Consider the following 12,085-nt stretch of genomic DNA (forward strand, 5'->3'; position numbering starts at 1 on the left):
GATGGCGTTGCATGGATTCCTTCAAGGCTACCGGAGTTATGCGGACACGCAGGCCCTGGGTCATGCACTGAGGGCGCTTCAGGAGGAAGGGCTGGACCAGCTGCCATTGCCCGGCAGCGGCCAGACACTGGCGCGCTTCAGCCGTCTAGCCCAAGTGGCTGGGCATGATTTGCGCCTGTGCAAACTGTTCGAGGGCCACACCGATGCCTTGGCGATCATCGCTGAACTCAACAGCCCCTTGCCGCCCCTGGGTAGCACGTGGGGTATGTGGGCCGCCGAACCGCCAACGGCGAAGGTGCGGGTGCGGCGAGACGGCCAGCGGTTGATCGTCGACGGGCGCAAGGCTTGGTGTTCCGGGGCAGCGGTGGTCAGCCATGGCTTGCTGACCGCCTGGGACGAAGAGGAACGCCAGCAATTAGTTGCGGTGGACATGCAGCAGCCCGCGATCACGGTAACGGATGAAGGTTGGAATGCCGTAGGGATGGCGGCCACGGGTAGCGTCGAGATTGTGTTTGATGACGCCAAGGGGATCGCCGTCGGCAGGCCGGGGCAATATCTGTCCCGTCCCGGCTTCTGGCACGGCGGAATCGGCATCGCAGCGTGCTGGTATGGCGGCGCGCAACGCCTGGCCGAAGTCTTGCGCGAGCAGTGCAGCAAGCGCCCCGAACCTCATGCCCTGGCCCACTTGGGGGCGGTTGACAGTGTGCTCAACAGTGGCGTCTGTGTCTTGCGTGACAGTGCCGAACAGATCGATCGCGAACCGGGGGCCGATGCCCGGCATTTGGCCCAGCAGGTACGGGCGTGTATCGAAGATACCGTCGAGCAGGTCATCCACCACGTCGGCCGCGCGGTCGGTGCAGGGCCTTACTGCAAAGACCCGCACTTTGCTCAATTGATGGCGGACTTGCCGGTGTATGTGCGGCAAAGTCACGCCGAGCGCGACCTGGCAGCCTTGGGTGAGCTGGCCGCTGCAAACTCCGCACGGAGATGGCATTTATGAAACCTAATCCGATTGTCGGCCAGGGCACCCCGCTGTATCAGTGGCAAGCGTCATCTCACATGGCGCAATTAGCGCAAATCAGCATTGAGCAGTTAGTGCCCGAAGGCCATCGGGCAGTGATCATCGCCCCACACCCGGACGATGAAGTGCTCGGGTGTGGCGGCCTGCTACAAGGTTTGGCGATGCTCGGTCGGCCGATTCAGCTGATTTCCGTAACCGACGGCAGCGCCAGCCATCCAGGCTCCACACGTTGGCCGGTGGAGCGTTTGAGCGTGGTGCGCCCGCAGGAGTCGGCCCAGGCCCTGCATCGCCTCGGCTTGCCGCTGCACAGTTTGAAATGGCTGCGCGCAGGCTTCACCGACAGTCAGGTGGCTGCTCGCGAAGAACACCTGTGCACGTTTATCCAGCGCTATCTGAAGCCCACCGATGTGGTGTTCACCACTTGGCGCGAAGACGGCCATTGCGACCACGAAGCCGTCGGCCGCGCCAGTGCCAAAGCGACCCGAGCGGTAGGCGCCACGCTCTACGAACTGCCTGTATGGACCTGGCACTGGGCAACTCCCGAAGACAGCCACGTGCCGTGGGACCGCGCACGCAAGATCCTGCTGGCGCCCGAGACCGTTGCACGTAAACGCCATGCCATTCACGCGTTTGCCAGCCAGTTAGAGGGTGACCCGCAGATCGGCCTGCCACCTGTGCTCGCACCCCACGTGGTGGAGCGCTTGCTGCAGCCTTTTGAAGTGGTGTTTGTATGAGCGTTGCCACACCCTATTTTGATCAACTGTTCGCCGGCAATGACGATCCTTGGGCGTTTCGCCAGCGCTGGTACGAGCGGCGCAAACGCGCGCTGACCCTGGCGGTGCTGACTCGGCCACGTTACACGTCGATCTTCGAGCCAGGCTGTGCCAACGGCGAGCTGAGTGCCGAATTGGCGCCACGCTGTGACCGCCTGGTGTGCTGCGACACGGCCGCCGCCGCCGTCGCACTGGCGAAAAACCGCTTGCTGGGATTTCCCCACGCCCAGGTGCAACAAAGCCGTCTGCCCGACCAATGGCCTGCGGGCGCGTTCGAACTGATCGTCTTGAGCGAGTTGTGTTACTACCTCGACGCCGATGATTTGCATCGCTTGGTTGACTGCGCCCTCGCCTCGTTGACCGAGGACGGGCAGCTGCTTGCCTGCCACTGGCGCCCCGCTATCGAAGGCTGCCCACAAACCGCTGACCAGGTGCACGCCCTGCTGCAACAACGTCTGGTTATGGCGCCTGTGGTGCAGCATCACGAGAGCGATTTTCTCCTCGACCTGTGGAGCCGCGACGGCACCTCGGTCGCCTCCCGCGAGGGTTTGCGATGATCGGCACTCTGATCCCGGTGCGCAACCTGAAACGTTGCAATGCGTCGATCGCCTGGCGTCACAACCCACACGCCATTACCCGTGCCCGCCTCGACTGCCGGGCACCAGGCAGCTTTGGCGATAACCTGAAGAGCTTGACGCTAGCCACCTGAAAAAATCGACATTACAAGATGTAAAAGCGCCCAATCCTTGACTATGCTGAAGACGCCTTGCTGGCACTCCAAGGTTGGGGGGCCGCAGCAGTGCGGCGGAACCTGCGCTGACTAAAAAAGAGTGTCGTCCCGTCAACGGGGTACGACCCAGACCCCATTGACAAGGATGTGACACCCATGAAGCCTGCCTCCTTAGGCGACGGCCGCCGCGGCCCTGCGCAAATCTGGAACAGCGCCCCGCAGTTGGCGCAAATCCCCGCTATAAACCCCTCCACGCTGGTACCACCGGGCGTGCGCGTGGTGGTCATCGCTCCTCATCCGGGCGATGAGGTGTTGGCGTGTGGCGGTTTGCTGCAGCTGCTCAGTACCCTTGAACACCCCCTGTTGCTGATCTCAATCACCGATGGCAGCGCCAGCCACCCAGGCTCTAACGCCTGGCCGGCAAGCCGCTTGAGTGTGATTCGCCCCCAGGAAAGCGCCGAAGCACTGCGCCGCCTGGGCATGCCGCTGCACAGTTTGAAATGGATTCGTGGCGGTTTTCGCGACGACGCGCTGGCGGCCAGCGAACAGCCGATGAGTCAATTTATCGCGCGCTACCTGCAACCCAGTGACGTGGTGTTCACCACGTGGCGCAACGACGGCAATGACGACCATGACGCCGTCGGTCGTGCCAGCGCCAACGCGTGCAGGCTGGTGGGAGCGCGACTCTATGAACTGCCCATCTGGGCCTGGCATTGGCCGGTACGCGATGGCGCAATAATCCCTTGGCAACGGGCACATAAAGTCCGCCTGAATGCATGGAGCGTCGCGCGCAAGCTTCACGCAACCCATGCGTTTGCGAGCCAATTGGTCGGCGACCCGACAATCGGCTTGGCACCGATGCTCGCCCAGGATCTGCTGGAGCGGATACGCGAGCCCTACGAGATTGTGTTTGCTTAGAGGGCCAGGCTCAGGTATCGCATTGTGTACAGCACAACCGACGATACCAACGGCCAAATGGTGATCCTGCTGCACCGTTGGCCCTACGACTTCAACCGTTATGCCAGCGTCGCTGGCGGCCAAGGGCTAACGCGTGCTAACCCCGCGTGCCCGCGGCGATGGCGGCGCCCGTTGTCTGTCGGATAAAACCCTACGCAACCGCGAACGGGCGGCGTTGGCACAGGATGTGATCGGCTTCACGTTGCGCGCATAAGTGAACGCAACGTGGTGTAAAAACTACAGCGCCCTACCCCCCGTCACCTGCGCAGTGAACCGTTTACGAACGTGCGACAGCTGGTAGGCAACTCCCAGCCAGATAAACCAGATAGGCATCACGCACAGCGCCAATCGCGTGTCCGGCCGTAAGGCAAGCAGGCATAATACAAAGGCGAGAAAAGCCAGGGAAAACCACGCCACCGGGCATTTTGTAGCGTGATTGTGCGTGTAAGTCCGGACGCTTTTTACGGTAGGCGATGTAGGACGCGAGGATAGTCGACCAAGTAAAAATCACCAGGATCGCCGAGACCGTCGACACGAGGGTGAAGGCCGTCATTACCTCCGGCACCACAAACAGCAACACCAGGCCCAGCACCATCAGCAGTGTGGTAAATGCCAGGCTGATAAATGGCACGCTGCTGTTGGACAGCCGCCGAAAAATGCCCGGCGCATCGCCCAGGTCTGCCAAACCGAACAGCATGCGGCTGGCAGAAAACACGCCACTGTTTGCCGACGAGGCCGCAGAGGTGAGTACCACGAAATTCACGATGCCCGCCGCTGCGGGGAAACCCGCCACCAGGAACAGTTCAACAAACGGGCTTTTGCTTGGCGACACTTGCTGCCACGACGTCACGGCGATGATGCACGCCAAGGCCAGTACGTAGAACAGGATGATGCGCAGCGGTATCGAGTTGATCGCCTTGGGCAAGGTTTTCTCCGGCGCGCGGGTTTCTGCGGCCGCGGTGCCGATCAGTTAAGTGCCGGCGAAGGAAAAGATCGCCATCTGGAAACCGGCAAAAAAAACCGAAGACGCCGTTGGGGAACGCCGCTTGTTTATCCAGCAAATGCGTCAACGACGCGGTGACACCGGTGGGTGAGACAAACGAGCTGGCGATCAGCACCAGGCTCACGCTGATCAGGGTGACTACGGCGATGATCTTGATGATCGCAAACCAGAACTCGACATCGCCAAACAGCCTGACCGTGAGCACGTTAAGCGCGAACAGCGTGAGCAACATGCCCACGGCCGGCATCCACGCCGGTACATCGGGGAACCAGTACTGGAAAAACCCGCCGACCACTACCGCATCGCCGACCACCGCCACGCTCCAACTCAGCCAATACGACCAGCCGAGAAAAAACGCCGCGCGCGGCCCCAGGTCGGCACCGGCAAAGTCGGCAAAGCTCTTGAAGTTCAGGTTGGATAACAGCAGCTCCCCCATGGCACGCATCACGAAATACACAAAGAGCCCGATGATCATGTAAATCAGGATGATCGAGGTGCCCGAGAGCGCGATGATCTTACCGGAGCCCATGAACAGGCCGGTGCCGATCGCACCGCCCATGGCCATCAACTGGATGTGGCGGTTGCTCAGGGTGCGTTGCAACGCAGGCTTTTCTGTCAGCCCAGGCGTGGTTGTTTTCATTACAAAACCTCTTGTTATGTTTTTGAGTTTTGGCAGAAAAGGAATGAGCGGTTTTTATGCTCGGGTTCAGGCGGTCTTGCTTTCGAAACCGTGCAGCACGTTGACGGCATTGATGCCGATCTCATCGACCATGTAACCGCCTTCCATCACAAACAACGTGGGTACGCCGACGCTGGCGATGATTTCGCCCATGCCGAGGAAATCCTGGCTGTCGAGGAGAAAGTGGCTGATGGGGTCGTCTTTAAAGGGGTCGACACCGAGGGAAATCACCAACACGTCGGGGGCGAAATCACGCAACTGCTGGCAGGCGTCGATCAGCGCAGTTTGGTAGTGGGCCCAGGTGGTGTTTTTCGCCAGCGGGTAATTCAGGTTGAAGCCCTCCCCGGCGCCCGCGCCACGCTCACTGCTGAACCCGGAAAAATACGGATAGGACACCGCCGGTTCGCCATGCAGGGAGATGAACATCACGTCCGAGCGCTGGTAGAAGATGTTCTGAGTGCCGTTGCCATGATGGAAATCCACGTCCAGCACCGCCACACGCTGGGCGCCTTGGGTGATCGCTTGCTGCGCGGCAATCGCCGCATTGTTGAGGTAGCAGTGACCGCCCATGTATTCGCGGGCGGCGTGATGACCCGGTGGCCGGCACAGGGCGAAGGCGCTGTTATGGCCTTCGTCGATCAGGCCCAGGCCGGTGAGCGCAATATCGGCGCTGGTTTTGACCGCGTTCCAGGTGGTACCGGTGATCGGCGAACCGGCGTCCATGGCAAAGAAACCCAGCTTACCGTCGATGAAGTCCGGCACCTGTTGGTTGGCCAGGTCGCGCACCGGCCACACCAGCGGCAGCGCGTCGTGACTGCGGACTAGGGCGGCCCATTCAGCCCAGGCGGTTTCCGGGAATGACACGTAGCGTTCGCTGTGGGCGTTGACGTAACACGCCCGGTCGAAGGTGCGCGGCGCGATAATATCGCCTAGCCCAACGAGCTGGACGCGGTCGCGCACGGTGTCGGCGCGGCTGGGTTGCTCGAATGAGGGCTTAAGCACACCGTCTTTCAATTCGGTGCCATGGTGCAAACGGTGGGCATCACTAAAAACAGTCAGCATTTCTCAACATCCCCGAGTAAAAGACAGGCTCTATTTTGTTCGGGCGAGGCTGGGCTTTCTTTGCTTTTAGTTCGCGCACTGTTAGGTTTATCGGAAATATTTACCCTTGTTGCAGCAAGTTATGAAAAATAAAACCAAACAAGTCGCTCTTTACGACACCAATCTCGCCATCCTCGCGTTACTGCAGGAAGACGCAAGTATTTCCAACGCCCAACTGAGCGAGCGCCTGTCCCTGAGCCTGACGCCGTGCTGGCGTCGACGTAAGCGCCTGGAAGAAGAAGGCGTGATCTAGGACTACCAGGCCAACCTGGATCGCAAACTGCTTGGGCTGGACATCATGGCCTTCGTGCATGTGCGCTTTGCCATCCACACCGACCACGCGCCGGACGCGTTCGAGGCGGTGGTCAAGCAACTGCCGCAGGTGCTGGCCTGTCACAAAATCACCGGCGATGCGGACTATCCGCTGCAGGTGCTGGCGGAAGACCTGGACAGTTACAGTGAGTTTGTCGAGAGCGTGTTGCGCCGTCAGCTGGGGATTGCGTCGATCCAATCGAGCCTGGCGCTGAAGGAAGTGAAGGCGACGAGTCGGGTGGCTATAACTGCGGCGAAACTCACATAAATGATTTTTATGACCTGCTCCAAAAATCGGCTGGACTCGAGAGATTGGCAAGGATAACATCACATAGCCATCACTCACTTAAACTTGGACATTCAGACGGTCACCACAACGAGTTGTATTAGCCGAATTTCAGGAAGCGTAAATTAAAGGTTTCAAGGAAGTCACCATGCAACAGATTGATGAAGCGCAGCAGCTTGAGTTTATTCTTAGTCACACATCAACAGAAGAGCTGGAACACAAGATAAATTCGTTTGACACCCTATACCCGACACTGCGCCATGACACTGTTTATACCCATCTAAAAGATACGCTCCTTATTGATACGCCTTGCTTAAGATCTTCCGCGTTCTGCGCTGAGTCGAGAACGCTTCTCCCAGGTGCAACTCTCTGGCGAAGTAGAAAAGTAGATGGGTTTGAAGAAACGCTCGACCTCTCAAAGTTCTGGGCACCTCCACCAGAAAAGGTGAGTGGGTACGGACGTATGAATAGGCCGTCCCAGGGGGTCTTATACACCGCCGAACACCTGCGTACGACACTGGCTGAAATTGGCCTCGAAACTGATGGAAAATGCCTTATGATTGTCTATCGAGTAAAGTCGCCCATTAAATTTATCGGCGTAAACAGTGATTTTGACAAGCAACTTTCCGCGCCAGCCACTGAAAAACTCAACATCATCACCCACTTCATCCAACGAAGTTTGTTGGCAAAAGGTGAGGCCGCCTATTTATTCAGCAGCGAGTTTGTAAACGAATTCTTGAAAATTGAAACAGACGGATGGTTCTATCCCTCTGTTGCGCGCCATGGCGGGACTAATTACTGCATCCACCCCCACGCGGCGGACAAGCTCGAACTGTTGAAAATATATACCACGCAGGGCGTACGTCCAGGCATGGCTGGCCCCTTACTTGGGGCATACGAAGCTGACGCGTCAGGCACCTATGACTATCGGGCGGACCCGGTGTACGCCAATGCAGACTATGAAGCCTTTGGCTCTGTGCTCGGAGGCGATGGCTCGGACCCAGACAAAACGCCACTCCACGAACGGAATTTAATTGATTACCCCGTCATAGTCACCCGTTGAATTTCAAATGAGTTCACACAGATAACGCCGTATTTCGAGACGACTCAACCATGAACAGAAACTCATTAGAAGCACGATTGATCACCAGCTTGACAGACGCCTACGCACGCACTTCAGCTGTGGCGTTGCACAGCATGCGTTGGGCGAATTGGACCCTCCTTGACGCTGTTGAGCCACCGCAAGATTTAATTGATGATGATGAAACACTGTTTAAACCGTTCAAACAGTTGACCGACAGCATCTACCTGACGACGCTGGCGCTGCTCGAAACTGTAAATTTGCCCACCCTCATCGATCAATTCAAACATATATTCGGACCTACGCTTGACGCGCAGCCGACGCGAACAGTTTTTGATGTTGACACTGAAACGGGCGAATATTACAGCCCGTTCTTAACAGACTTAAGCCGTTTTTTAGCATCCATCGGAATTTCTACTGACGCCAAAGCCTATTACGCACAAGCGGGGGTTAAGTACCTCGAAAACATACTGAATAACACCGCCATGATTATCCACAACAGTGGGAACGCCGTATCGTCGGAGGCGCAGGTTTACAACAGTGTCAAGCAGGTCATCGAAGCGGTTTTTCCTGACACCGCCAAACCTAGATCCAATTTCATCAAGCTGGCACAAGAATATAAGCCAGACATTCTGATCCCCAGCATTGCAACGGCCGTCGAATACAAATACGCAACAACGCCGGAAAAACTCAAGGCAACGATAGGGCAAATCGCAGAAGACGTGCTTGGCTATACCGGGGATGACGACTACCGTTTGTTCTACGCGGTGTTTTATGTCACCGACGACTTGATAGGCAAGGAACGCTTTAACGCCATTTGGAAAGAAAAGAATTTCCCTCAAAACTGGAGGGCCTTTTATATCGTTGGCCGGTAGGCGTAAGCGCGTTAGTTGACAGGCTGTTGAATAGCAAACTACCCATTTACCCACACATGGAGTGACTGTGACGCACGTTCTTGCCCCCTCGGAATCCACCCTTCTACCCGCCTCGCCCTCGGAATTCCGCTTCTTCAGACGCCTCGGGATGTTCGTCCTGGCGGCGTTGATTATGCTGCTGGCGCCCATTCCCGGCCTGTTGCTGGTGCCACCAGCGATGCAAAGCTACTTGATGTTCGTGACCAGCCTGGGCGTGATCGGGTTGCTGCTGTGCGGCCTGTTCGTGGTGCAACACCGGCATAACCTGGCCGCTACGTTTTACGGCCACCACATCCGTAAGACCTTGCGCCTGGGCGTTATTGCCCTGATCGCCGCGTATGCCCTGTTCGGGTTGCTGGCCACCGCACTGGGGTTACCGCGTGAAGCGTTCATGGCTGAGCTGTACAGCGGCCTGACCCAGTGGCAAACCCTGATCAAATTGGCTTCGCTGATTATCCTTCCACCGATCGCCGAGGAACTGATGATGCGGCACTACCTGCTGCGCCTGTTTCCCTACGAGCGCAGTGTCGCCTGGAAGTGGACGGCGGTGATTGTGAGCTCCGCGCTGTTCGCCAGCCTGCATACCCAATACGGCAGCTGGAACACGCTGGTGTTGATCTTCGTGCTGGGTTGCCTGTTCGCCTGGGCGAGGATTGCCAGCGGCGGCTTGCTGGTGCCTATCGTGCTGCACATGCTGGCGGAAGTGGTCGGGTCGAGCCTTGACTGGACCTGGACGTCGGCCGGGCTTTACGGCTGATCCCAGGCATTCTTCGGAGTGGGCGTAACACTGGGTGTTCACGCCCGCTTCCCGCTGTAAAGCGGTAAAACGCCACCGCCGAAATGTGAAAAATTCGTTAACTAATTCTCCCCCAAGACTTTTTCCTAACGGCTCAATCTGCCACACTGATGCGAATAATTATCAACAAATTTATTATTCGCCAAGGAAGGCGCTCAGGGAGAGTCGGTTCGATGTCTGTGCAACAACACGGCGGCAACAGTTTTTCACCCAATTTGATCGCGATGGCGGTGTGTATCGCCACATCACACGCGGCCTTCGCCGCCAAGGCGGAACAGCCGGCGGTAATCGAGCTGGGCGCCACGCAAATCAACACCGAGCAAGCACTCGGCGCGACCACCGAGGGCAGCCAGTCCTACACCACCGGCTCGATGGCAACCGCTACCAAACTACCACTGACCTTGCGTGAAACACCGCAGGCCGTCACGGTCATCACGCGCCAGCGCATGGACGACCAGGCGATGACCAGCATCAACGACGTGGTCAGGGCGACGCCCGGGTTGTTCCTGAACTTCTCCAACGGCCCCGGTCGACAGTCATACACAGCGCGCGGCTTCGACATCGACAACCTGATGTACGACGGCATCCCAACCGGCTACAACGGCGCAGATATAGGTGCCCAGCCGAACCTGGCGATGTTCGACCGCGTCGAGATCGTGCGCGGCGCAACGGGCCTGGTGACCGGCTCGGGCAACCCATCGGCCGCCATCAACCTGATCCGCAAGCGGCCACTGGACGAACAGAAAGTCACCCTGACCGGCGCGGCCGGCCGTTGGGACGACTACCGTGGCGAGCTGGATGCGTCCAGCCCACTCAACGACAGCGGCACTTGGCGCGGCCGAGTCGTCACCTCTTACCGTGATGCCCACAGCTTCATCGACAAGGCCGAGGAAGATCACGGCCTGTTCTACGCCGTCACCGAAGCCGACCTGAGCGAAGACACCACGCTGACCCTCGGCTATTCCAACCAGAAGGACAGGACCAACTACTTCTGGGGCTCATCGATGGTCGGCCAGGACGGCCATCACCTCGACCTGCCGCGTGCCTACAACCCTGGCACTCGCTGGGAGAACAAGGACCAGGAGATCAACACGGTATTCGCCGAACTGCGCCAGCGGCTGGCCAACGACTGGAGCCTACAGGTCAACGCCAACTACGCCGAACAGGACGCGTTATTTTCTGGCTCCTATCAGTCGCGCTGGGTCAACAATACACCGGCGCGCACGGTCTACCAGGCCGCCTACGATGAGAACCAGGCCGGCGTCGACGCCTTCGCCAGTGGCCCGTTCCAGGCGTTCGGGCGCACCCACGAATTGGTGGTAGGCGCCAGCAAGCGCATCTACGACAGGACCACCCACAACTACAGCCCGTACGACATGAACTGGCCGCTCAGTGCGGGCAAACCGGAGTTCGTCCACACCAACAACCAACGCGAAGTCACCACCCAGGAAGGTGTCTATGTCACCACTCGCCTGAGCCTGGCCGACCCGTTGAAACTCATCCTCGGCGGGCGCCTGGACTGGTACGATTACGACAACCGGGATGGCGACGGCGACTTTCATGTCACCCGGAACCTCACGCGCTACGCTGGCCTGATCTACAAACTGGACGACCATCACTCGGCGTACGTCAGCTACAGCGACATCTTTACGCCGCAGAGTGCGAAGGACGTCACCGGCGCCCCGCTCAAGCCCATCGTCGGTAAAAACTATGAGGTCGGCATCAAGGGCGAATACCTTGGCGGCGCGCTGAATGCGAGCGTGGCGCTGTTCCGCATTGATCAGGAAAACCGCGCCGTTGCGGTGGTCGTACCCAACTGCCCACAGGCATCATGCAATGACGCCTCAGGCGAGATTCGCAGCCAGGGTATCGACCTCGAACTGCAAGGCGCATTAACCGAGAACTGGCAGGTCGGCGGCGGTTACACCTACGCGCGTACCCACACCATCAAGAATGAGGCTGAACCGCAGCGGGTCAACAGGCCGTTCGACACTGACACGCCGGAACATCTGTTCAAGCTCACCACCCGCTACAACTTCCAAGGCCCGCTGGAAAAGCTCCGCGTCGGCGGCAACGTTTCCTGGCAGAGTCGCATGTACAACGACCTCAAAGTGGCGGATGGCAGCAACTACCGGCTACAACAGGGCAGCTACGCCATCACCGACCTGATGGCTGGCTATCAGATCAGCCAGCACCTGGACCTGCAGCTCAACGCCAACAATATCTTCGACCGTCGCTACTACTCGACCATTGCCAACTCCGTCAGCTATGGCGGCGACGCCTACGGCAACCCACGCAACATGATGCTGACAGCCAAGTACAGCTTCTGATCAACCTTGCCGCCGCGTCTGTCCATTCGGATAGACGCGCTTAACGTCCCGCTCAGGGATGCCGATAGCGCGATTGCATCCCTGAACCTGAAAAACATTGAA

The 12,085-nt window shown here is 58.5% G+C and carries 10 protein-coding genes and 2 pseudogenes; 10 read left to right on the top strand and 2 right to left on the bottom strand.

Annotated elements, in window-relative coordinates:
- Position 1 precedes the first annotated feature (1 nt).
- From FW764_RS01620 to FW764_RS01640, 5 genes are all read left to right on the top strand, one after another.
- Positions 2-1,000: an acyl-CoA dehydrogenase gene (locus FW764_RS01620; protein ID WP_446432439.1), complete on the top strand. Its 999-nt coding sequence runs from the start codon at positions 2-4 to the stop codon at positions 998-1,000.
- Entirely contained in the window at positions 997-1,755 is a 759-nt protein-coding gene (locus tag FW764_RS01625; protein WP_446432440.1) for a PIG-L deacetylase family protein, read from the top strand. Before FW764_RS01620 ends, FW764_RS01625 begins: the two co-directional genes overlap by 4 nt.
- Complete coding sequence (locus FW764_RS01630) at positions 1,752-2,351, top strand: SAM-dependent methyltransferase (RefSeq protein ID WP_446432441.1); 600 nt, start codon at positions 1,752-1,754, stop codon at positions 2,349-2,351. Before FW764_RS01625 ends, FW764_RS01630 begins: the two co-directional genes overlap by 4 nt.
- Positions 2,348-2,503 (top strand): hypothetical protein, encoded by a 156-nt coding sequence (locus FW764_RS01635; RefSeq protein WP_446432442.1) that lies wholly within the window; start codon positions 2,348-2,350, stop codon positions 2,501-2,503. The genes FW764_RS01630 and FW764_RS01635 overlap by 4 nt, the downstream gene beginning before the upstream one ends.
- 177 nt (positions 2,504-2,680) lie before the next feature.
- Entirely contained in the window at positions 2,681-3,442 is a 762-nt protein-coding gene (locus FW764_RS01640; RefSeq protein ID WP_446432443.1) for a PIG-L deacetylase family protein, read from the top strand.
- 276 nt (positions 3,443-3,718) lie between these two features.
- Here the strand turns inward: FW764_RS01640 and FW764_RS01645 are convergent.
- Together FW764_RS01645 and FW764_RS01650 are read right to left on the bottom strand one after the other, a co-directional pair.
- Positions 3,719-5,124 (bottom strand): annotated as a pseudogene (locus FW764_RS01645) (amino acid permease).
- A 66-nt stretch (positions 5,125-5,190) separates the two neighbouring features.
- Positions 5,191-6,225, bottom strand: a complete 1,035-nt coding sequence (locus tag FW764_RS01650) for a histone deacetylase family protein (protein ID WP_446432444.1) — start codon at positions 6,223-6,225, stop codon at positions 5,191-5,193.
- 121 nt (positions 6,226-6,346) lie between these two features.
- On the opposite strand from FW764_RS01650, the pseudogene FW764_RS01655 reads away from it, so the two are divergent.
- The 5 genes and pseudogenes from FW764_RS01655 (at position 6,347) to FW764_RS01675 (ending at position 11,983) form a co-directional block, all read left to right on the top strand.
- A pseudogene (locus tag FW764_RS01655) lies at positions 6,347-6,844 on the top strand (Lrp/AsnC family transcriptional regulator).
- Positions 6,845-7,010: 166 nt separating this feature from the next.
- Positions 7,011-7,925, top strand: coding sequence for an RES family NAD+ phosphorylase (locus FW764_RS01660; RefSeq protein WP_446432445.1), 915 nt, complete (start codon positions 7,011-7,013; stop codon positions 7,923-7,925).
- A 50-nt stretch (positions 7,926-7,975) separates the two neighbouring features.
- The gene (locus FW764_RS01665; RefSeq protein ID WP_446432446.1) at positions 7,976-8,818 is read left to right on the top strand and encodes a PD-(D/E)XK nuclease domain-containing protein; all 843 of its coding nucleotides are present in this window, start codon (positions 7,976-7,978) and stop codon (positions 8,816-8,818) included.
- A 67-nt stretch (positions 8,819-8,885) separates the two neighbouring features.
- Positions 8,886-9,614, top strand: a complete 729-nt coding sequence (locus tag FW764_RS01670) for a CPBP family intramembrane glutamic endopeptidase (protein WP_446432447.1) — start codon at positions 8,886-8,888, stop codon at positions 9,612-9,614.
- Positions 9,615-9,826: 212 nt separating this feature from the next.
- Positions 9,827-11,983 carry a TonB-dependent siderophore receptor gene (locus FW764_RS01675; protein WP_446432448.1) on the top strand — a complete coding sequence of 719 codons (2,157 nt, stop codon included), beginning with the start codon at positions 9,827-9,829 and terminating at the stop codon, positions 11,981-11,983.
- The last annotated feature ends 102 nt before the right edge of the window (positions 11,984-12,085 follow it).

The sequence above is a fragment of the Pseudomonas sp. 1152_12 genome, assembly GCF_052850675.1.